General features: G+C 61.0%; 22 protein-coding genes. 2 read left to right on the plus strand and 20 right to left on the minus strand.

What is annotated here, in order from left to right; genetic code table 11:
* Window positions 1–18: 18 nt before the first annotated feature.
* From mltG to ACP7D9_RS22505, 9 genes are all read right to left on the minus strand, one after another.
* Entirely contained in the window at window positions 19–1212 is a 1194-nt protein-coding gene (mltG, locus tag ACP7D9_RS22465) for an endolytic transglycosylase MltG (RefSeq protein ID WP_426159639.1), read from the minus strand.
* Window positions 1213–1215: 3 nt separating this feature from the next.
* On the minus strand, window positions 1216–2031 hold the full coding sequence (pabC, locus tag ACP7D9_RS22470; protein WP_426159640.1) for an aminodeoxychorismate lyase: 816 nt from the start codon (window positions 2029–2031) through the stop codon (window positions 1216–1218).
* Entirely contained in the window at window positions 2031–3275 is a 1245-nt protein-coding gene (gene fabF, locus ACP7D9_RS22475) for a beta-ketoacyl-ACP synthase II (protein WP_101156232.1), read from the minus strand. Before fabF ends, pabC begins: the two co-directional genes overlap by 1 nt.
* Window positions 3276–3382: 107 nt before the next feature.
* A complete protein-coding gene (gene acpP, locus ACP7D9_RS22480; protein ID WP_003175607.1) occupies window positions 3383–3619 on the minus strand; it encodes an acyl carrier protein in 237 nt (78 codons plus the stop codon).
* Window positions 3620–3815: 196 nt separating this feature from the next.
* Window positions 3816–4559, minus strand: a complete 744-nt coding sequence (gene fabG, locus ACP7D9_RS22485) for a 3-oxoacyl-ACP reductase FabG (RefSeq protein ID WP_101156229.1) — start codon at window positions 4557–4559, stop codon at window positions 3816–3818.
* Window positions 4560–4575: 16 nt separating this feature from the next.
* Entirely contained in the window at window positions 4576–5514 is a 939-nt protein-coding gene (gene fabD, locus ACP7D9_RS22490) for an ACP S-malonyltransferase (RefSeq protein ID WP_101156226.1), read from the minus strand.
* A gap of 122 nt (window positions 5515–5636) precedes the next feature.
* Window positions 5637–6647, minus strand: a complete 1011-nt coding sequence (gene plsX, locus ACP7D9_RS22495) for a phosphate acyltransferase PlsX (RefSeq protein ID WP_426159641.1) — start codon at window positions 6645–6647, stop codon at window positions 5637–5639.
* Window positions 6648–6651: 4 nt separating this feature from the next.
* On the minus strand, window positions 6652–6834 hold the full coding sequence (gene rpmF, locus ACP7D9_RS22500) for a 50S ribosomal protein L32 (RefSeq protein ID WP_003179396.1): 183 nt from the start codon (window positions 6832–6834) through the stop codon (window positions 6652–6654).
* 13 nt (window positions 6835–6847) lie between these two features.
* Window positions 6848–7375 (minus strand): YceD family protein, encoded by a 528-nt coding sequence (locus ACP7D9_RS22505; RefSeq protein WP_014339505.1) that lies wholly within the window; start codon window positions 7373–7375, stop codon window positions 6848–6850.
* Window positions 7376–7480: 105 nt separating this feature from the next.
* On the opposite strand from ACP7D9_RS22505, the gene ACP7D9_RS22510 reads away from it, so the two are divergent.
* Window positions 7481–8059 carry a Maf family protein gene (locus tag ACP7D9_RS22510; protein WP_426159642.1) on the plus strand — a complete coding sequence of 193 codons (579 nt, stop codon included), beginning with the start codon at window positions 7481–7483 and terminating at the stop codon, window positions 8057–8059.
* An 85-nt stretch (window positions 8060–8144) separates the two neighbouring features.
* Here ACP7D9_RS22510 and sppA read toward each other — a convergent pair whose 3' ends face one another.
* Genes sppA through rluC form a run of 3 tightly spaced genes read right to left on the minus strand, consistent with a single transcriptional unit; the run spans window position 8145 to window position 10767 of the window.
* Entirely contained in the window at window positions 8145–9134 is a 990-nt protein-coding gene (gene sppA / locus ACP7D9_RS22515) for a signal peptide peptidase SppA (RefSeq protein ID WP_312999847.1), read from the minus strand.
* Window positions 9135–9158: 24 nt separating this feature from the next.
* Window positions 9159–9821 (minus strand): HAD-IA family hydrolase, encoded by a 663-nt coding sequence (locus ACP7D9_RS22520; protein ID WP_101156199.1) that lies wholly within the window; start codon window positions 9819–9821, stop codon window positions 9159–9161.
* The gene (gene rluC / locus ACP7D9_RS22525; RefSeq protein ID WP_101156196.1) at window positions 9808–10767 is read right to left on the minus strand and encodes a 23S rRNA pseudouridine(955/2504/2580) synthase RluC; all 960 of its coding nucleotides are present in this window, start codon (window positions 10765–10767) and stop codon (window positions 9808–9810) included. The genes ACP7D9_RS22520 and rluC overlap by 14 nt, the downstream gene beginning before the upstream one ends.
* Before the next feature lie 698 nt (window positions 10768–11465).
* Between rluC and rne the strand changes: the two genes are divergently transcribed.
* Complete coding sequence (gene rne, locus ACP7D9_RS22530) at window positions 11466–14711, plus strand: ribonuclease E (RefSeq protein WP_426159643.1); 3246 nt, start codon at window positions 11466–11468, stop codon at window positions 14709–14711.
* A 116-nt stretch (window positions 14712–14827) separates the two neighbouring features.
* On the opposite strand, the gene ACP7D9_RS22535 is transcribed toward rne, so the two are convergent.
* The 8 genes from ACP7D9_RS22535 to ACP7D9_RS22570 all read right to left on the minus strand — a co-directional run bounded on the left by ACP7D9_RS22535 (window position 14828) and on the right by ACP7D9_RS22570 (window position 21860).
* On the minus strand, window positions 14828–15418 hold the full coding sequence (locus ACP7D9_RS22535; RefSeq protein WP_426159644.1) for a nucleotidyltransferase family protein: 591 nt from the start codon (window positions 15416–15418) through the stop codon (window positions 14828–14830).
* A complete protein-coding gene (locus tag ACP7D9_RS22540) occupies window positions 15415–16395 on the minus strand; it encodes an XdhC family protein (protein WP_312999844.1) in 981 nt (326 codons plus the stop codon). The genes ACP7D9_RS22535 and ACP7D9_RS22540 overlap by 4 nt, the downstream gene beginning before the upstream one ends.
* Complete coding sequence (locus ACP7D9_RS22545) at window positions 16396–18717, minus strand: molybdopterin cofactor-binding domain-containing protein (protein WP_426159645.1); 2322 nt, start codon at window positions 18715–18717, stop codon at window positions 16396–16398.
* Window positions 18714–19184: a (2Fe-2S)-binding protein gene (locus tag ACP7D9_RS22550; RefSeq protein WP_312999842.1), complete on the minus strand. Its 471-nt coding sequence runs from the start codon at window positions 19182–19184 to the stop codon at window positions 18714–18716. The genes ACP7D9_RS22545 and ACP7D9_RS22550 overlap by 4 nt, the downstream gene beginning before the upstream one ends.
* A 249-nt stretch (window positions 19185–19433) precedes the next feature.
* Window positions 19434–20453 carry a UDP-N-acetylmuramate dehydrogenase gene (gene murB, locus ACP7D9_RS22555; protein WP_426159646.1) on the minus strand — a complete coding sequence of 340 codons (1020 nt, stop codon included), beginning with the start codon at window positions 20451–20453 and terminating at the stop codon, window positions 19434–19436.
* Window positions 20450–20914 (minus strand): low molecular weight protein-tyrosine-phosphatase, encoded by a 465-nt coding sequence (locus ACP7D9_RS22560; RefSeq protein WP_101156176.1) that lies wholly within the window; start codon window positions 20912–20914, stop codon window positions 20450–20452. The genes murB and ACP7D9_RS22560 overlap by 4 nt, the downstream gene beginning before the upstream one ends.
* Window positions 20914–21678 carry a 3-deoxy-manno-octulosonate cytidylyltransferase gene (kdsB, locus tag ACP7D9_RS22565; RefSeq protein WP_426159647.1) on the minus strand — a complete coding sequence of 255 codons (765 nt, stop codon included), beginning with the start codon at window positions 21676–21678 and terminating at the stop codon, window positions 20914–20916. The genes ACP7D9_RS22560 and kdsB overlap by 1 nt, the downstream gene beginning before the upstream one ends.
* On the minus strand, window positions 21675–21860 hold the full coding sequence (locus ACP7D9_RS22570) for a Trm112 family protein (RefSeq protein ID WP_003179363.1): 186 nt from the start codon (window positions 21858–21860) through the stop codon (window positions 21675–21677). The genes kdsB and ACP7D9_RS22570 overlap by 4 nt, the downstream gene beginning before the upstream one ends.
* Window positions 21861–21870: the final 10 nt, after the last annotated feature.

The raw sequence follows: 21870 nt of genomic DNA on the forward strand, positions 1-21870 counted from the left end.
GGAAGTCCTTCATCAAAGTCATTGCGTGCTCTGCGGTGCAGCGGCATCCGGCTCCGGCGCTGGCGCAGGTTCTTGTGTTGGCACCTGCGGCAGCGCGTCGGGCGCAGTGTTGGGCGAGGCTGCCGGAATCGCCTCATCGGCGGCCGGCGCGGGTGCGGGTGCCGGTGCCGGTGCCGGTGCCGGTGCCGGGCTGGAACGGTAATCGGCACGGCGTTTGAGCTGGTATTCGCGCACTGCGTTGTTGTGTGCATCCAGGTCGTCGGAGAACACATGACTGCCATCGCCACGGGCAACGAAATACAGGCTGGAGCCTTCCACCGGGTTGAGCGCAGCATGAATCGCTTCGCGCCCGACCATGGCAATCGGCGTCGGCGGCAAGCCGGGAATCACGTAGGTGTTATAGGGCGTCGGTTCTTTCAAATGCGCGCGGGTCAGTTTGCCGGTGTAGCGATCGCCGAGGCCATAAATCACCGTCGGGTCGGTCTGCAACTGCATGCCCAGTGCCATGCGCCGCACGAACACCCCAGCAATCTGCCCACGCTCCTGCGGTACGCCGGTCTCTTTCTCGACCAGCGAAGCCATGATCAGCGCCTGATACGGCTCTTTGTAAGGCACATCGGCGGAACGCTGCGCCCACTCTTTGGCGAGCACCTCGTCAAGACGTTCAAAAGCCTTCTTCAGAAGCTCGGCATCGGACATGCCGCGCACGAAACGATAGGTGTCCGGGAAAAACCGGCCTTCAGGAAACAGGCCTTTGTGGCCAATCTTCGCCATGACGTCGCTGTCGCTCAGACCGTTGAGGGTCTGCTCGAGTTTGTCGTCCTTGGCCAGCGCGGCGCGCACTTGATGAAAAGTCCAGCCTTCGACCAGCGTCAGACTGTACTGAACCACGTCACCACGCTTCCACGAATCGATCAAGCCGTTGACGGTCATCCCCGGCTGCATGCGGTACTCGCCGCTATGAATCGGCGTGCCGGCGAGATTGAAGCGCCAGTAGACGCGCAGCCAGAACGCGTCCTTGATGACGCCGTCGGTTTCGAGCTCAAGGAAGGTACGCGTCGGTGTAGAGCCTTTCGGCACATCCAGCAGTTGTTCCTGCGGGATATTGAGGGGCTGCTCCAGTGCCGAATGAATTTTCCAGGCGCTGGCGCCCAACAGCAGCCCTGCCAGAACCAGTCCGGTTTCCAGCAGCAGCAAAAGTTTACGTCTCACGAATCAAGCATCCAGTAGCGCGCGGGCAAGGGTTTGCAGTTTACGGGTGAGCGGGCCAACCGGCCAGCTCAGTGCAGCGCAGGCGCGTACCGGCCAGACGCCATAAACGCTGTTGCAGACAAACACTTCATCAGCCCATTGCAGCTGTTCGAGGGGGATATCGGCGATTTGCGTGGGGATGGCCAGTGAATCGGCCTGAAACAATATTTCAGCGCGCATCACACCAGCGACGCCGCAGCGCTTCAAGTCCGGGGTGATCAGAGCACCGTCGCGCACCAGGAAAATATTGCTGAACACACCTTCGACAACGCGCCCCGCCTGATCGAGCATCAAGCCTTCGGCATGCTGGCTATCCTGCCATTCGGCACGGGCGAGCACCTGTTCCAGCCGATTCAGATGTTTGAGCCCGGCCAGCAACGGCTGCGTGGATAAGCGCGTGCTGCAGGGAAACAGGCGGATGCCGTGCTCGGCGTGGACAGCGGGATAAACCGCCGGCGGATTGCCTTGCAGAATGCGTCGGCCCTGCGCCGCAGGATCGGACGCATAACCGCGCAAGCCGTCGCCGCGAGTGAGGATGAGCTTGAGCACACCCTCCTCCATCGCTGCCGCATAGCTGAGCAGCTCATGGCGAACCAGCTCGAGATCAGTCGCGATGGCCAGACGCGCGCAGCCATCGGCCAGACGCGTCAGGTGCCGATCGAGCAGGACCGGCCGACCACCGTGCACAGCCATGGTCTCGAACAGACCATCGCCGTAAGCCAGGCCGCGATCTTTCAGCGACAAAGCGTCAGCCGGTTGACCGTCGACCCAGCTGTCCATCAGCCTGCGAACCGGCGGAACGCCAGGGTGCCGTTGGTGCCGCCGAAACCGAACGAGTTGGACAGCACGACATCAATGTCCATGTTGCGCGCCGTGTGTGCGACGAAATCGAGATCGCAGCCTTCGTCCGGCTCATCCAAGTTGATGGTCGGCGGTGCCACCTGGCTGTTGATCGCCAGAACGCTGAAGATCGCCTCGACTGCGCCCGCTGCGCCCAGCAGATGGCCGGTCATCGACTTGGTCGAGCTGACCGCCAGCTTGTAAGCGTGATCGCCGAATACCGTCTTGATCGCATTGGCTTCTGCAAGGTCGCCGGCCGGTGTCGAGGTGCCGTGGGCGTTGATGTACTGCACTTGGTCGACATTGATCTTCGCATCGCGCAGGGCATTGGTGATGCAGCGCGCGGCACCGGCGCCGTCGGCGGGTGGCGAGGTCATGTGGAACGCATCGCCACTGGTACCGAAACCGATCAATTCGGCGTAGATCGTCGCGCCGCGGGCCTTGGCGTGTTCGAGTTCTTCGAGAACCAGCGCACCGGCACCATCGGACAGGACAAAGCCGTCACGGCCCTTGTCCCAGGGACGGCTGGCGCGGGTCGGCTCGTCGTTGCGGGTCGACAGCGCACGGGAGGCGCCGAAGCCGCCCATGCCCAGACCGCAAGCGGCCATTTCGGCGCCGCCGGCAATCATCACGTCGGCTTCGTCGTACATGATGTTGCGCGCTGCCATGCCGATGCAGTGCGTACCGGTGGTGCACGCGGTGGCAATGGCGTAGTTGGGTCCCTGTGCCCCCAGATGGATCGACAGGAAGCCGGAAATCATATTGATGATCGAGCCAGGCACAAAGAACGGAGAGATCCGTCGCGGACCTGTCTCGTGCAGGGTGCGGCTGGTTTCCTCGATGTTGGTCAGACCGCCAATGCCCGAACCCATGGCCACGCCAATGCGTTCACGGTTGGCATCGGTGACTTCCAGACCGGCGTTGCGCACGGCTTGAAAGCCTGCGGCCAGACCGTACTGAATGAACAGGTCGAGCTTGCGCGCTTCCTTGACCGACAGGTATTCCTCGACATTGAAACCTTTGACCGAACCGCCAAAGCGGGTCGAATAGGCAGAAAGGTCGGTGTGTTCGATCAGACCAATGCCACTGCGGCCAGCCAGAATGCCCTGCCAACTGCTCGGCACATCCGTGCCCAGTGGCGACAACATACCCATACCGGTGACTACGACGCGTCTACGCGACACAGCACTCTCCTTTTCAAATGACGACTTTGCATCAGGCCTAAAGAAAAAACCGCACGCCATGATGGCAGTGCGGTTTTTCCATGACAGCAAGCAACGATTACAAACTATTACGCCTGATGGCTGGTAACGTAGTCGATTGCAGCTTGTACAGTAGTGATCTTTTCAGCTTCTTCGTCAGGGATTTCGGTCTCGAATTCCTCTTCCAGAGCCATCACCAGCTCAACGGTGTCAAGGGAGTCGGCACCCAGGTCTTCTACGAAGGAAGCGGTGTTGACCACTTCTTCTTCTTTAACACCCAGTTGCTCGGCAACGATTTTCTTGACGCGCTCTTCGATGGTGCTCATACCTTGTTTTCACTCCTAATGGACAAATTCAGGCAGCTGGCCAGTGGGTAAGTGTATAGAAAGACTTTTCAGCTTTTCAACTGAAAGCTTCACTCCTCAAACCCTGCGACCCTCTGCCTATAAATAGATTGCAGCTTTATAACGGATTTTAGACAGCTCGTATGACATTTTTTTGAAGCAATCCGTCACATTTTACTTACATGTACATCCCGCCGTTCACCGGGATTGTAGCCCCGGTAACGTATGCCGCACCGTCGGATGCAAGAAAAGCGACCACGGACGCAATCTCTTGAGCTTGTCCCAGACGGCCCAGCGGAATCTGCGTCTGCAAGGCTTCACGCTGTGCTTCAGGCAGCTCGCGGGTCATATCGGTGTCGATAAACCCTGGGGTTACCGAGTTGACCGTAATAGAACGCGAACCGACTTCACGCGCCATCGCCCGGCTGAAACCTTCCAGACCGGCCTTGGCGGCTGCATAGTTTACTTGGCCGGCGTTGCCCATGGCACCCACCACCGAGCCAATACTGATAATTCGCCCCCAACGAGCCTTGGTCATGCCGCGCAGAACGCCCTTGGACAGGCGATACAGACTGTTCAGATTGGTATCGATCACGTCGTACCACTCGTCGTCTTTCATGCGCATCATCAGGTTATCGCGGGTGATACCGGCATTATTGACCAGAATCGCCACCGGCGCACCGAACTGTTCCTGAATGGCTGCCAACACGGCGCTGACCGATTCGTCGCTGGTGACATTGAGTTCGAAACCGGCACCCTGGATACCGTTTTCCTTCAGGGTCGCGGCAATGCGCTCAGCGCCCGACGCGGAGGTCGCGGTGCCAACAACGATGGCGCCCTGACGACCCAGTTCCAGTGCGATGGCCTGGCCGATACCGCGGCTTGCACCGGTAACCAGTGCAACTTTACCTTGCAGACTCATGCAAGTTTCTCCTGATTCAGGCCTGCGCTGCGCGAGCGGCAGCGAAGGCGTCTGGGGTATTGAGATTGGAAGTCGAAACGCCTTCAGCGCAACGCTTGTTCAGGCCAGCGAGGACTTTGCCTGGGCCGCATTCGACCAGATTCGTGGCGCCCTTGGCGGCCAACGTCTGCACCGATTCAACCCAGCGCACTGGCTTGTAGAGCTGTTCGAGCAGATCGCGCTTGAGGGTTTCCAGATCGGCCGGCACTTGCGCGCTGACGTTCTGCACCACCGGGATCTGCGGAGCCTGCCAGTCGATGGCAGCAATGGATTCGGCGAAACGCTCGGCAGCCGGACGCATCAGCTCGCAGTGCGAAGGCACGCTTACCGGCAATGGCATGGCGCGCTTGGCGCCACGGGCCTTGCAGCCCTCAATGGCGCGCTCGACGGCTGCCTTGGCACCGGCAACCACGACTTGGCCCGGCGAGTTGAAATTCACCGCGCTGACGACTTCGCCTTGCGCCGCTTCGGCGCAGGCAGCCAGCACGTCGGCGTCTTCCAGACCGAGGATCGCGGCCATGCCGCCCTGCCCGGCCGGAACCGCTTCCTGCATCAACTGACCACGGCGCTCGACGAGCTTGACCGCATCAGCAAGGGTCAGGCTGCCGGCAGCAACCAGCGCGCTGTATTCGCCAAGGCTGTGGCCGGCAACGAATGCCGGACGCGCACCACCTTCGGCCAGCCACAGACGCCACAGGGCGATCGAGGCGGTCAGAATGGCCGGTTGGGTCTTGTCGGTTTGGTTGAGCAGCTCTTCCGGGCCCTGCTGGGTCAGTGCCCACAGGTCGTAGCCCAGTGCAGCAGAGGCTTCTTGAAAGGTTTCGAGGATCAGCGGATGTTGCGCGCCCAGCTCGGCCAGCATGCCGAGGGACTGCGAACCCTGTCCTGGAAAGACGAATGCGAGGGAAGCAGACATGTAACAAGCCCCTAATGATCTTGTCGTCGGAAAATAACGCCCCGTTGGGACGCCAGAAACTGACAGTTTGGATGGCCCTTTGAACCGGGCGGTCACATTTAAGCATTGTCCGACGAAAACGCCTAAGACAACAGATCCTCCAGGCGACCGTGAAGACGCTCGGGCAGGTTCTCCTCAATCTCGATCAGCGCCCGCTGAATCGCACTCTGAAAGCCTTGAACCCCGGCCGATCCGTGACTCTTCACAACGATGCCCTGCAGGCCGAGAAAGCTTGCGCCATTATGTCGCGCCGGAGCCAGATCGGCCTGCAGACGCTTCATCAACGGCAGCGCCAAGGCGCCGACCGCGCGAGAAGCCATGTTTTTCTTGAACAAGGCTTCGATGCGCGCCGCAATCATCGTCGCAAGGCCTTCGCTGGACTTCAGCAGAATGTTGCCGACGAAGCCGTCACACACCACCACATCCGCCTCACCGCGATACAAGCCGTCGCCTTCGATGAAGCCGACGTAATTGATCCCGCGTGCAGCCTGCAGCAGCGTCGCTGCCAATTTGACCTGCTGATTGCCCTTGATGTCTTCGGTGCCGATGTTCAGCAACGCCACACGCGGACGGACGATGCCCAGGGTTTGCGCGGCCACCGAACCCATCACCGCGAACTGCAGCAGGTGCTCGGCGCTGCAATCGACGTTGGCGCCAAGATCGAGCAACTGGCAATAACCGGTCTGCGTCGGAATCGCCGCAACCATCGCCGGACGATCAATGCCTGGCGATGTCTTGAGCACGAATCGCGACAACGCCATTAACGCGCCGGTATTGCCAGCACTGACACAGGCTTGCACCTTGCCATCGCGGAGCAACTCAAGGGCAACACGCATCGACGAATCCGGCTTGCCACGCAGGGCCTGGGCAGGTTTTTCATCCATGGTGATGACTTCGCTGGCCGGCACAATCGTCAGGCGCGCGCGATCGGCAGCCGATTGGCCGTTGATCAGCTCTTCAAGAAGGGAGGGTTGACCGACGAGGGTCAGGTGCAGCGAGGGCGTAGCAGACAGGCAAGCGAGGCTGGCCTGAACAATGCTGCGGGGACCGAAGTCCCCGCCCATTGCGTCAATCGCGATGACTTGAGCGGACAAGTGATTACTCGTCAGCGCCCTTGTCGATCACTTTACGGCCACGGTATACGCCTTCTGGCGATACGTGGTGACGCAGGTGAACTTCACCGGTGGTTTTTTCTACAGACAGGGTGCTAGCCTCGAGAGCGTCGTGCGAACGGCGCATGTCACGGGCAGAGCGGGATTTTTTGTTCTGCTGAACAGCCATAATTGATTAACTCCTAAACGTTTGGGTCACGCTTTAACTGCGCCAATACACTGAACGGGTTGGACCGCGTTACCTCGTCCTCGCTCGGTTCGGGCTCATCTGCTCCCGCCGGCTGCTGGCATTCTTCCGGATGATGAGCAGGCACAATGGGCAAGGCGAGCAGAAGCTCCTCCTCGATCAGTGACTGCAGATCCAATGGATCTTCGCCCAGTTCCAGCACGTCATAACCTTTCGGCAACGACTGGGTATTCGCACCCTCCTTCACCACGGCATAACTGCATTCGCTGTGGATCGGCAGGGTGACCAGCTCAAGACAACGCTGGCAGACCATTTTGACTTCGGTGTCGATAAAGCTGTGGATCACCACAGATTTACGTTCATCTCGTTCAAAAACGAATTTGGCCTGCACCGTACCGACATTGTCGGAAAGCGGGTCGCAGAGTCTCTTCAAATCGGCCAGCAGCAGTTCACCTTGAAGGGTGGTGCCACGGTCAGCCAATTTGCGCGGGTCAACGTGAGGTGGAATCGGGTCATTCAACATAGGCGCAGCATTATAGGGATGCACCCACCCATGTCAAAGGAAATTGTGCCCTGTCCGTCACCTGCGCGCCTCCGCTAGAATCCGCACCTGCCCCAGGAGACGTCCATGCTGCCTTTATTGCTCGCTTCAAGCTCGACTTATCGCCGCGAACTGCTCGCCCGCCTGCATCTGCCGTTCGTCTGCAGCGCCCCAGACATCGACGAACGTCACCGTCCGGGCGAGTCCGCGATCGACCTGGTCAAACGCCTCGCCGAAGAAAAGGCTCGGGCATTGGCCGGCAGCCATCCCGGCCATTTGATCATCGGCTCGGATCAGGTAGCTGTACTCGGCGAGCAAATCATTGGCAAGCCGCACACCTTCGAGAAGGCTCGCGAGCAATTGATGGCGGCCAGCGGCGCAAGCGTGACATTCCTAACCGGCCTGACCCTGCTCAACAGCCAGACCGGGCAATGCCAGGTCGACTGCGTGCCGTTTACCGTGCACATGCGTCAGCTGGATCAGGCGCGCATCGAACGCTATCTGCGCATCGAGCAGCCGTACGACTGCGCGGGCAGCTTCAAGGCAGAGGGATTGGGCGTGAGCCTGTTTCAATCGACCGAAGGCCCGGATGCCACCAGCCTGATCGGCCTGCCGCTGATTCGCCTGATCGACATGTTGTTGGTCGAAGGCGTGCAAATCCCTTGAAAGCAAAAGATCGCAGCCTTCGGCAGTCCTGCACCGATCCATGCAAGAGCTGTCGCAGACTGCGATCTTTTGAGCTTGAAACGATTTAACGCAACGAAGGCCCGTGGAAACCCATCCACATCGCCAACTGCTCAGCCACGCTGGCACCGAGCTTTTTCGAAAAGCGATCGAACGGCGATTCCTGCACGGTGAAATCCACCAACTCCTTCTCGCCAATCACATCACGCGCTACCGAACTGGCGCTGCCCAGGCCATCGATCAGGCCCAGCGGCAACGCCTGTTCACCCGACCAGACCAGCCCGGAAAACAGCTCAGGATGCTCCTTATCCTTCAGGCGATCGCCGCGACCCTGCTTGACGCTGTTGATGAACTGCTTGTGAGTGGTGTCGAGCACGCTTTGCCAGAACGCGGTTTCTTCAGGCTTTTGCGGCTGGAACGGATCCAGGAACGCCTTGTGCTCGCCCGAGGTGTAGGTGCGACGCTCAACACCGAGTTTTTCCATGGTGCCGACGAAACCGTAACCCGCCGCCGTCACGCCGATCGAACCGACCAGACTGGCCTTGTCGGCGTAAATTTGATCCGCCGCGCTGGCGATGTAATAGGCGCCCGAAGCACCAAGATCGGAAATCACTGCGTAGAGCTTGATCTCCGGATGCAAAGCACGCAGACGCTTGATCTCGTCATAGACATAACCGGACTGCACCGGACTGCCGCCCGGGCTGTTGATGCGCAGGACCACACCTTTGACCTTTTCGTCCTCGAACGCCGCGCGCAGACTGCCAACGATATTGTCGGCGCTGGCCGGCTCCTTGTCGGCGATTACACCGTCGATCTCGATCAACGCCGTGTAGTTCGGCCCGCGGGTGGCGCTTTTTTCCATATCCATCAGCGGCGTGAACAGCAGCAGCGCAACAAACAGATAAACAAACGTCAGCAACTTGAAGAAAATCCCCCAGCGCCGCGAACGACGTTGCTCCTGGACTCCGGCCAGCAGGGTCTTTTCCAACAGCTTCCAGCTTTTCGCGTCACCGTCGTCGGCACTTGCCTTGGCCGGTGCTTTCCATTCGTCGGTCATGCCATCTACCCCAGCAAAAACGTATTAAGCCCGCTGACCCAGCCAGGCATGCAATTCAGAAAAACGGTCGATCGACAGGCGCGGCTCGAACTGCTGCAGGGACTCGATCGATTGCGCGCCATAACTGACCGCCACCGAATCCATCCCCGCGTTGCGTGCCATCAGCAGATCGAAGGACGAGTCGCCGACCATCAGCGCCTGCTCCGGACGCACGCCACAGTGACTGACGATCTGCTCAAGCATCAGAGGGTGCGGTTTGCTGGCAGTTTCATCGGCAGCGCGGGTGATATCGAAATAATCGTCCCAACCGTTGGCTTTGAGCACACGATCCAGTCCGCGACGGTTTTTGCCCGTCGCTACCGCCAGGTGATAACCCTGTTCGCGAAACGACGCCATCGACTCGACCACGCCTTCGAACAGCGGCGAAGGCACCGCTTCGGCAGCAATGTAGTGATCGGCGTAGTACTCGCGAAACGCGAGCATTTCTGCGTCGCTGATTTCGGGATACAGCGTGCGAATCGCTTCCGGCAAGCCGAGACCGATGATGCCTTTGACGGCGAAATCATCGCGCAGCTCGAAGCCGGAACGCCCGGACGCCGAGTGCATGGCCTCGACGATCCGATGAATGGAATCGGCGAGGGTGCCGTCCCAGTCGAAAATCAGCAGCTTGTAATCAGATGGGCGCACTCAATCGCTCCACTGTTTTGGCCCACATTTCATCGACGGGCGCTTGCAAATTCAGCTTGCCGCCGTCGGGTAGCGGCACGGTCAGCATGTAGGCGTGCAGGAACAGACGCTTGCCGCCCAGATCGCGGATTTCCCTGGTGAAATCCTCGTCTCCATACTTGCTGTCACCCGCAATGCAATGGCCAGCATGCAAGGTGTGCACGCGAATCTGGTGGGTACGACCGGTAACCGGTTTAGCCTCGACCATGGTGGCGAAATCGCCGAAGCGGCGCAGCACCTTGAACATCGTCAGGGCTTCTTTGCCTTCATCGTTGACCTCGACCATGCGCTCGCCGGAACGCAGATTGCTCTTGAGCAACGGCGCGCGAACCTGCTTGATCGACGTAGCCCAGTTGCCACGAACCAAAGCCATGTAGCGCTTGTCGACGCCATCGCCGCGCAGTTGCTCGTGCAGGTGGCGCAACATGCTGCGCTTCTTGGCAATCATGAGCAGGCCGGAGGTGTCACGGTCGAGACGGTGAACCAGCTCCAGCTCCTTGGCATCGGGACGCAACTGACGAAAAGCTTCGATCACACCAAAATTCAGCCCGCTTCCGCCGTGAACCGCAATGCCGGCAGGCTTGTTGATCACGATCAGGGCCTTGTCTTCGAAGACGATCGAAGCTTCCAGGCGCTGCAACAGCCCCTGGGCCAGCGGCACCGGTTCGTCGCGTTCAGGCACGCGAACCGGCGGCACGCGCACGATGTCGCCGGCCTGCAGCTTGTATTCGGGCTTGATCCGCCCCTTGTTCACGCGCACTTCGCCTTTGCGCAAAATGCGGTAAATCAAGGTCTTGGGCACGCCTTTGAGCCGGGCGAGGAGAAAGTTGTCGATTCGTTGGCCGGCATACTCCGGCGAGACTTCAAGCAATTGAACGCCTGGAGTCGAAGGGGCAGTAGTTGTCATGCCGCGGATGATAACAATTTTTATGGAATTGAAGCACTTAATCATTGCTGCTATAGTCGCGAACGCCGCCAAAAGCGGCCTGGACAGCGGAACCACGGTCAACGACCGGCCCTGACCAACGCAATTCACCAGGGCGCGAGGCCGTCCTACGGGGCTTTCGCTACGTAACGGTGGAGTTTGCGGTTGTAACGAGCGCAGGTGACATGAGGCCTGAATTACACCGCCGAGCAGAGTTCTGACTCGCACGGCAGGCAACATTCAAGGCCAGTTCACAAAGTGCAGTCGACTGCGAATGACCCCGAGCGAATGTTCCGGAAACATCGCCTGAATTAGCCATGATGCGTGACCTCCCCTTTCGGAGCTCACGGTAAATGCCAACCCGCTGCGGATTCTGCGCGCGGCAGCACCCGAATTATCAGGGAACGTGTAGGGTGGAGATGCACAACCGCCGGACTGTGTAGCAACAAGCTTTGATCAAGACGCTTCATCTCGTCCACAGCCGCTGGTTGATTCCTCCTCCTGACTGAGTGCTTAAGTAGCCACAGCAAGCAGGACGCGTACGTCGCGGTGTCGGCCCAATTGGTCGGACATCGCTGGACACGGGAATGGCCAACCACTCCCGACGCACCTGACACCGACCGTGAGAAGTCGTGTGTGCCGAACGCCGTTTCCGGCAGCCCGGAAACCGACGGTACTACATGAAAAGAATGCTGATTAACGCAACTCAACCCGAAGAGTTGCGTGTTGCACTGGTAGATGGCCAGCGCCTCTACGACCTGGACATCGAATCCGGTGCACGCGAGCAGAAGAAGGCCAACATCTATAAAGGCCGCATCACTCGCATCGAACCAAGCCTTGAGGCTGCCTTTGTCGATTTCGGCTCCGAGCGCCACGGCTTCCTGCCCCTCAAAGAAATCTCCCGCGAATACTTCAAGAAAGCCCCTGAAGGCCGCGTCAACATCAAGGACGTCCTGAGCGAAGGCCAGGAAGTCATCGTTCAGGTCGAAAAAGAAGAGCGTGGCAACAAGGGCGCCGCCCTGACCACCTTCATCAGTCTGGCCGGCCGTTACCTCGTGCTGATGCCGAACAACCCGCGTGCCGGCGGCATCTCCCGTCGCATCGAAGGCGAAGAGCGCAACGAACTGCGTGAAGCGCTGAACGGTCTGGTTGCTCCAGCCGACATGGGCCTGATCGTGCGCACTGCCGGCCTTGGCCGCAGCAGCGAAGAAATGCAGTGGGACCTCGATTACCTGCTGCAACTGTGGACCGCCATCAAAGAAGCCTCGCTGGATCGCTCCGCGCCATTCCTGATCTACCAGGAAAGCAACGTGATCATCCGCGCCATCCGCGATTACCTGCGCCAGGACATCGGCGAAGTGCTGATCGACAGCGTTGAAGCCCAGGACGAAGCCCTGACCTTCATCCGCCAGGTGATGCCGCAGTACGCCAGCAAGATCAAGCTGTACGAAGACAGCGTGCCGCTGTTCAACCGTTTCCAGATCGAAAGCCAAATCGAGACCGCATTCCAGCGCGTCGTCGAACTGCCTTCCGGCGGCTCCATCGTCATCGATCCGACCGAAGCCCTGGTGTCCATCGACATCAACTCGGCGCGCGCTACCAAAGGCAGCGACATCGAAGAAACCGCCCTGCAGACCAACCTTGAAGCCGCCGAAGAAATCGCCCGTCAGTTGCGCCTGCGCGACATCGGCGGCCTGATCGTCATCGACTTCATCGACATGACTCCGGCCAAGAACCAGCGCGCCGTGGAAGAGAAAGTCCGCGAATGCCTGGAAGCCGACCGTGCACGCGTGCAGATCGGTCGCATTTCGCGCTTCGGCCTGCTGGAAATGTCCCGCCAACGCCTGCGTCCATCGCTCGGCGAAAGCAGCGGCATCGTCTGCCCGCGTTGCAACGGCACCGGCATCATCCGTGACGTTGAATCGCTGTCGCTCGCAATCCTGCGCCTGATCGAAGAAGAAGCTCTGAAGGACCGCACCGCCGAAGTTCGCGCACAAGTGCCGATCCCGGTCGCCGCGTTCCTGCTCAACGAAAAACGCAACTCGATCACCAAGATCGAACTGCGCACCCGTGCCCGCATCGTCATTCTGCCGAACGATCATCTCGAGACGCCGCACTTCGAAGTCCAGCGTCTGCGTGATGACAGCCCGGAAGCTGCGACCAACCAGTCCAGCTACGAAATCGCTGCAGCCGCTGCCGAAGTCGAAGAAGTCCAGCCAGCCGCCGCGACCCGCACCCTGGTTCGCCAGGAAGCTGCAGTGAAGACTGCGCCGGCCCGTGCCAACGCGCCGGTGCCGACTGATGTTGCACCTGCCGCGCCTGCTCCGGCACCGGTTGCCGCACCTGAGCCAAGCCTGTTCAAGGGTCTGGTGAAGTCGCTGGTGAGCCTGTTCGCCACCAAGGAAGAGCCAGCCGCACCGGTTGCCGTTGCGAAACCGGCTGCCACCGAGCGTCCGGCCCGTAACGAAGAGCGCCGCAACGGTCGTCAACAGAGCCGCAACCGTAACGGTCGCCGCGATGAAGAACGCAAGCCGCGCGAAGAACGTGCTCCACGTGAAGAACGCGCACCTCGCGAGCCACGTGAAGAGCGTCAGCCACGTGAAGCCCGTGAGCCGCGTGAAGCGCGCAGCGAAGCACCGGTGGCCCGCGAAGAGCGCGCACCACGTGCCCCGCGCGAAGAACGTGCACCGCGCGCACCGCGTGAAGATCGCAAGCCGCGTGGCGAGCGTGAAGAACGCGTGCGTGAACTGCGCGAACCGCTGGACGCCGTGCCAGCCGTAGCCGCAGCAGCCGTAACCGCTGAAGAGCGTCCGGCTCGTCAGCCACGCGAAGAGCGCGCTCCACGTCCGCCGCGTGAAGAGCGTCAACCGCGTGCCGAACAGGCCGCTGCTGCCGTTGCCGAAGAAGAAGTGAACACCAATAACGAAGAGCAACTGCCGGAAGACGGTCAGGACAACGCCGAAGGCGATCGTCCACGTCGTCGCTCCCGCGGTCAGCGTCGTCGCAGCAACCGTCGCGAGCGTCAACGTGATGCCAACGGCAACGTGATCGAAGGTTCGGAAGAATCCGAGTCCGGCGAAAACGCTGGCGAGCCAAGCAATGCCGATCTGGCCGCTGGCCTGGCCGTTACCGCCGCCGTTGCCAGCAGCACCATTAGCGCTCCGGCTGAAGCCGAGGCCCACGAGCAGGCTGAACGCGCCACCGCCGCTACTTTGGAAACTGTTCCAGTTGAAGCACCGGCTGTCGAAGCCACCTCCCCAGTGGAAGTGACTGCTGCACCGGAAATCGAAATGGCCCCGGTCAGCGAAGCTCAGCCTCAGGTTGAAGCGGCTGCGCAAGCTGTCGTTGAAGCGCCCGTTGTTGCAGCCGAGCCAGCGGTTGATACCGTCACTGAAGACGTGACCAAAACCGTGCGCGAAGTTCGCGAAGAGCAGACTGCGTTCAACTGGGTTGCCGAGCCGGCCGTCACCGAAGCTCCGGCGCCAGTCGCTGAAGCCGAAGTACCGCCAGCCATGGTCTCCGAGCCAGTTGTTGCAGCGGCCGAACCGGCACCGGCGCCAGTGGTTGAAGCACCGGTTGCTGAAGCTCAGGTTGAGGAAGCGCCAGCTGCAGTCGAAGCGCCAGCCCCGGTGGTTGAAGCACCGGCTCCGGTCAGCGCCCTGACGCCAAACGGCCGCGCGCCAAACGATCCGCGTGAAGTGCGCCGTCGCAAGCGTGAAGCCGAGCGCCTGCAGAAGGAAGCCGAACTGGCTGCCGCTTCGGCGCCAGCCGCTGCAACTGAAGTGGTCGAGGCAGCCCCTGCCCCTGTCGCTGAAGAAGCATCGGTCGAAGCGGTAATCGCCGAAGCGCCCCGCTCCGTTCAGGACGCGGTCGAGCAGCGCGAAGAAGCCCAGGAGAAAGAGCACGAGCCTAAACCACTCGTGTAATTCCTGAAGCTGTTAAAAAGCCCCGCCCGGTGAAAGCCTGGCGGGGCTTTTTATTGCCTGTTTCAGATCAAAAGATCGTCCGAAGGCTCGGGCCGCGTTCGGAGGATCTTTTGCTGTTATTTGAAAACCAAAGCCTCTGGCACATCGACATCCCACAACACCCCGGGATCATCCACCGCCACTTCAACCACCCGAGCCTGCGCAAACAACTGCCGCGCCCCGCGATCGCCGATCAGGGCCTGCAACTGCGCGCCGAACCCACGGCCAAACCCTACCGGATGGCCAAATTCGCCGTTCAGCACCGGCACGCTCACCGCCTCATCCGCCATCGCCGCGAGCACTCGCTCGATACTCGAAGGCAAGATAAACGGCATATCGCCGAGCACAATCAACCAGCCATCAGCGTCCGGGCAAGCGGCAACACCTGCGGCAATGCTGTCGCCCATGCCGGTCGATTCGATCGACACCACGTCGCAGCCGTAAGCCTGGGCCATGCGCATTGCCTGCGGGCGCGCTTCGGTCGTAACCAGTACGCGCTGGTTGAGACTGGCCGGCAGGTTCACCAGGACCTGCTCGATGACCGAACGCACTGCGCCGTCACGTCCGGTGCAGTCAGCGAGCAATTTGTCCTTGTCGGGGCCGGCGATCTGGCGAAAACGATTGCCCTCGCCCGCCGCCAGCACGATCACTGCGATGGATTGGCTCATGCGCCCTCCAGCGGTTTCTTCTGTTTGAGCTCCACACCGTTCTTGATCGCAACAATTTCCGCCAGCAGCGACAAGGCGATTTCTGCCGGCGAGTGGCTGCCGATGTGCAGGCCGATCGGCCCGTGCAAGCGATCAATCGACGCTTGGGGCAAACCTAGCTGAGCGAGGTTTTCCCGTCGCTTTTGGCTGTTGACCCGCGAGCCCAGCGCGCCGACGTAAAACGCCGGCGAGTCGAGCGCGGTGAGCAAAGCCATGTCATCCAGACGTGGATCGTGAGTCAAGGCAACAATCGCCGTACGCTCGTCGGTCTGAATGTTCAACACCGCCTCGTCCGGCATGCCAGGAACGAAGCGGCCATGCTGCTCTTCCCAGCCGTAAACGAACTCGGTGCGTGGATCGCAGATCAGCACCTCGAAATCCAGCAGCCGCGCCATGTCGGCAACGTAGCGCGACAACTGCCCGGCGCCGATCAGTAACAAGCGCCAGCGCGGGCCGTAAATCGCTCGCAAAACCTTGCCGTCGAATACCAGCGAATCGGACTTGGTTGCCGAAGCCAGCGACACGTCGCCGGTCTGGATGTTCAGTTCCCGGGCCACGATTTCATGGTTTTCGCAACGCTGCAGCAGCTCGGCCACCCACGCCGGGTCGCCGACATGCTCCTCGGTCAGGCGCAACGTGCCGCCGCAAGGCAGGCCGAAACGCGCGGCCTCCTCACGGGTCACGCCGTAGGTAATCATCTGCACCGGCGGGCCGTCGGTGGCGATGCGACCGTCGTGCAGTCGCGCGATCAGGTCATCTTCCACACAGCCGCCCGACACCGAACCGATCACCACGCCATCTTCGCGCAAGGCGAGCATGGCGCCGGGCGAGCGCGGCGCCGTGCCCCATGTCTGCACGACGCTGAACAGCACCACCCGCTGTCCGGCGCGGCGCCATTCAAGCACGCTACGCAGAACGTTGAGATCGACGCTGTCCATTTACGCCTCCGCCTTCTGCCAGCCTTGCAGCTGATAACGCACCGGCAGATTGCGAATGCGTTTGCCGGTCGCGGCGAAGATCGCATTGCACAGCGCCGGCGCAATCGGCGGCACACCAGGCTCGCCCACGCCACCCAACGGCACGTCACCCGGCGGCGTGACCAAGTGCACCGCAACCTCCTTGGGCGCCAGCGACATGCGCGCGACCTCGTACATATGGAAGTTATCCTGCTGGACCTTGCCGTCCTTGAAGCTGATTTCGCCAAGCACGGCGTTGCCCAAGCCCATGACGCACGCGCCTTCGAACTGCGAACGGATGCGCTCAGGGTTGATTTGCGGCCCGCAGTCCACGGCGATGTCGGCTTTGTGCACGATCAGGGAACCGTCGTCCTTGACCTCGACTTCGATCACTGCCGCCACATAGGTGACGAAGCTGTAATGCACCGCCAGACCGAGGCCGCGGCCCTTGGGCAGTTTGCGCCCCCAACCGGCAGCCTTGGCGGCAGTTTCCAGCACCGTGCGCATGCGTCCGGTGTCGATCGGATAACGCTCGGGCGATTCGCCGTAATTCCACTCCTCGCTCAAGGTGCGTGGATCGATCTGCCGATCCGGGCCGAGCAATTTGATCTGGTACTTGAGCGGATCTTCACCGGCCTTGTGCGCCAGTTCATCGACGAAGCTCTGAATGGCGAAACCGTGGGGAATGTTCGACACCGAGCGATACCAGCCGACCCGCGTGTGCACCTTGGCTTCGGGGTTTTCCAGGCGCACGTTGGGAATCGCGTAAGCCATGTTGGTAAAGCCCATGCCCAGCTCGAACGCCGCTTCATGGTTCATGTCCGGCGCAAACAGCGCGGTGATGCTCGGTGCCACGGTGCGATGCAGCCACCCGGACGGCATGCCATTCTTGTCGATGCCGGCCTTCAGATATTCCGCCGAGACGGTGTGGAAATACGAATTGTGGATGTCGTCTTCGCGCGTCCACTGCACACGCACAGCCTTACCCGGAAACTCCTTGGCGAGAATCGCCGCTTCGACGACGAAGTCCGGTTTGGACTTGCGCCCGAAACCACCGCCCAGCAGCGTTACGTTGAAGGTGACCTTTTCGAACGGTACGCCCAGGCGCTCGGCGATGCGCTCACGAGTGACCTGCGGTGCCTGACTCGGCGCCCAGGCTTCGCACACGCCGTCCTTGTACCGGGCAATGGCAACCATCGGTTCCATCGGCGCCTGGGCCAAGTGCGGCAGGTAATACGAAGCTTCAAGGGTACTGGCAGCGCCGCTCAAGGCCTTGTCGATGTCACCGGTATTGCGCACCACTTTGCCGGTTGTCAGCGACGCGGCTTCAAGCTCCTTGCGATAGGCAATCGAGTCATAACTGGCATTCGGGCCATCGTCCCACTCGATCTTCAGTGCCTCGCGACCTTTGATCGCCGCCCACGTATTGCTCGCCACGACTGCGACGCCACCCAGCGGCTGAAATTCCGAGGGCAACGGTCGGCCTTCGATCTGCATGACTTTTAGCACGCCAGGGACTTTCAGCGCGGCACTGTCATCGAGGCTTTTGACCTTGTCGCCATACACCGCCGGGCGGGCGATGGTGGCGTAGAGCATGCCGTCAAAATGCACGTCGGCGCCGTACACTGCGCGGCCATTGACGATATCGGCACCGTCGATGGCCCTGGTGCCTTCCTTGCCGATGTAGCGAAATTCCGACGGCTGCTTGAGACGCAGGCTGTCACGCGCCGGCACCGCCAGCGCACTGGCCGCAGCGGCGAGTTCGCCGTAGCCCAGTTCGCGGCCGGAGGGTTTGTGAATGACCTTGTGCAGTTGCGCATGGCATTCGCCGACCGGCACTTTCCACTGGGCGGCGGCAGCCTGCTCAAGCATGGTTCGCGCCGCCGCACCGCAACGACGCATCGGCTCGTACCAGTGACGCATGCTGCGCGAGCCGTCGGTATCCTGGTTGCCGAAGCGCACTTCATCACCCGGCGCCTGCTGGACTTTAACCAGCGCCCAGTCGGCCTCGAGTTCGTCGGCAACCACCATGCTCAGGCTGGTGCGCACGCCCTGGCCCATTTCCGAGCGATTGCACACCACGGTGACGCTGCCATCGGCAGCAATGCTCACGTAAACCTTGGGGTCGTCGATCCATCCATTGGGCATGCCGTCCGCGCCGAACTTCTTCGGCGCGTCATCGGCCAGCGCATCCTGCCAGCCCCAGCTCGCCGCGAGGACCAGCGCACTGGTGGCGCCAACGCCTTTGAGAAAGCCACGGCGGCTGAGATTGCTCAGGGCGAAATCATTCGGGACGCGGCTCATGCCTTCACCTCCTTCAGGTGAGTGGAGGCCTGGCGGATTGCGGTTTTGATCCGGTTATACGTGCCACAGCGGCAGATGTTGCCAACCATGGCTTCTTCGATCTGCTCATCGCTTGGGTTCGGGTTGGTTTTCAGCAATGCCGTTGCCGACATGATCTGCCCGCCCTGGCAATAACCGCATTGAGCGACTGCGGTGTCGAGCCACGCTTGCTGCACTACCATGCCCACCGGGTCGGCGTGAAGGTTATCGATGGTGGTGACGTTCTGGCCGATCACCGAGCCGATCGGCGTGATGCAACTGCGTGCCGGCAGACCGTCGATATGGATGGTGCAGGCGCCGCACAGGCCCATGCCGCAACCGAATTTGGTGCCGTTGTAACCGGCGACGTCCCGAATCGCCCACAACAGCGGCATGTCTTCGGTGACATCGAGGGAATGGTCTTGACCGTTGAGTTTCAGGGTAATCATGGGCACGCCCGCATATTTTTTAGTGGTTATGGGGTCGAGTAATCTGCCGCCGGAAAATCAGCGGTGGGTTCGCGCAGATCGACTCAGGCTAATCAGGCTCTCTTGCACCGACGGAGACGTCTGCACCGGGCCTTTGGGTGGAGCAAATGGTTGGTATCGTTAGCTCGCTAAATTAACCCAGCATTAACAAAAAAGCCCTGCACTTTTTCATCAGTGCAGGGCTTTTGATGGCCTCAGGCAAGCGTAGCCTCAATACCGATTGGGCTCCATTTCCAGTTCGACCTGGAAGCGCTCGGCGATGTCTTTCTGGATACGTTGCGCCAGGTCGAGCAGTTGCAGGCCGGTGGCCGTGCCGTAGTTGACCAGCACCAGCGCCTGCAACTTATGCACGCCGGCATCGCCGTCGCGGAAACCCTTCCAGCCGGCGCGTTCGATCAGCCAGCCAGCGGCCAGTTTCATCTGCCCGTCCGCTTGCAGGTAAGCCACCAGATCCGGGTGCTGCGCTTTGATCCGCGCGACCACAGCGGCAGACACCAGCGGATTCTTGAAGAAGCTGCCGGCGTTGCCGAGCACCGCCGGGTCCGGCAGTTTTTCACTGCGGATGCTGCAGATGGCGCGGCTGACGTCGGTGGGCGTCGGCTGCTCGACCCCCTGCTCGCTCAAGCGCTGACGCACCGGGCCGTATTCCAGATGCAGGTGCGCCGCGCGATCCAGTCTGAAACGCACCCGCAGAATCAGCCAACGTCCCGGCTGCTGCTTGAACAAGCTGTCGCGGTAGCCGAAATTGCATTCTTCCAGGCTGAAATCCCGTAGCTCGCCGCTCTCGCGATCCAGCGCGGTCAGGCCGGCAAACACGTCCTTGATCTCGACGCCATAGGCACCGATGTTCTGCATCGGCGCGGCGCCAACAGTGCCAGGGATCAGGCTGAGGTTTTCCAGCCCGGCCAAACCCAGGGCCAGCGTGTGCTGGACGAACGGGTGCCAGGGCTCGCCCGCTTCTGCCTCGACAACCACTTGACTGCCATCATCGCTGAGCAGGCGAATGCCACGGGTGGCCATGCGCAGCACCAGCGCCGGAATATCCGCCGTCAGCAGCAAGTTGCTGCCGCCGCCGATCACCAGCAACGGCACGTTATGGGACGCGGCATAGGCCAGCGCTTCGCGGACATCGTCATCGCTGTGGGCTTCAGTGAACAGTTGCGCGCGCACATCGACGCCGAACGTGTTGAAGGCCTTTAGGGATGCCTGAGGTTGGACCTGCAGACTCATAACCGCCCCTTCACTTCGATCACCAACTGGTCGCAGGCCACTTCGATCAGATCAAGCACCTGTTCGAAACCCTGATCACCGTCGTAATACGGGTCCGGCACTTCATCGACCAGCCCGGCATAACGACGCAGGAACAGGTCCAGCTCGGCCCTGCCAGTAGACGGTTGCAGGGCCTTGAGGTTGCGCAGGTTGCTGTTGTCCATGGCGAGGATCAGGTCATAGCTGGCGAAATCGGCCCGACTGACCTGCTGCGCGCGCTGCGTCGACAGGTCATAACCGCGCAGTTTCGCCGCAGCCTGGCTACGCTTGTCGGGCGGGTTGCCGACGTGCCAGTCACCGGTGCCGGCGGAGGCCACCTCCACTACATCCGCCAATCCCGCGTCACGCAACTTGTGGCGTAACACACCTTCGGCGGTGGGCGAGCGGCAGATGTTGCCCAGGCACACAAACAGAACGCGCATCAGGCCCCCAGCAGGCGACGAACCCGCTCCAGGTCTTCTGCAGTGTCGACGCCGGTCGGCGGCGCGATCAGTGCATCGGCGACATGAATGCGCACGCCGTGCCACAAGGCACGCAGTTGCTCAAGGGATTCGGTGTTTTCCAGCCAGCACGGGCCCCAGCTCACAAAGTCGTGGAGGAACCCGGCGCGGTAGGCGTAAATGCCGATGTGACGGCGATAGGGCACGCCTTCCGGCAGTTGCTCGCGGCTTTTGGCAAACGCATCGCGAGCCCACGGCAAGGTGGCGCGACTGAAAGTCAGCGCGAGGCCGTTGATGTCACTGGCGACCTTGACCACGTTAGGGTTGAACAGCGTTTCCACATCCTCGATCGGCTCGGCCAGCGTGGCCATGCGCGCCTCGGTGTGGGCGGCGAGATTGGCGGCGACCTGATCGATCACGCTCGGCGGAATCAGCGGCTCATCGCCCTGGACATTGACCACGATCGCATCAGGTTCAAGGCCCAGTTTCGCTGCCACTTCGGCCAGACGATCGGTGCCGGAGTTGTGATCTTCACGGGTCAGCACCACTTCGGCGCCAAAGCTTTTGCACGCTTCGAAAATGCGCGCGTCATCAGTGGCAACGACGACGCGGGTCGCGCTGCTTTTGCTCGCCTGTTCCCAGACATGCTGGATCATCGGCTTGCCGGCAATATCCAGCAACGGCTTGCCCGGCAAACGGGTCGAGGCGAAACGCGACGGGATGACAACAGTGAAGGCTGTGGTCATTTATCCAGACGCTCATCGGTGGTCAGGGTGCGCGCTTCGCTTTCCAGCATCACCGGGATGCCGTCGCGGATGGGGTAAGCCAGGCCGGCGCCCTTGCTGATCAGTTCGGTCTTGTCGGCGCTAAGCTTGAGCGGGCCTTTGCATACGGGGCAGGCGAGGATGTCGAGCAGTTTGGTATCCATGAACATTCCC

It is taken from the genome of Pseudomonas sp. TSRC2-2, assembly GCF_049897785.1.
GTDB lineage: Bacteria > Pseudomonadota > Gammaproteobacteria > Pseudomonadales > Pseudomonadaceae > Aquipseudomonas.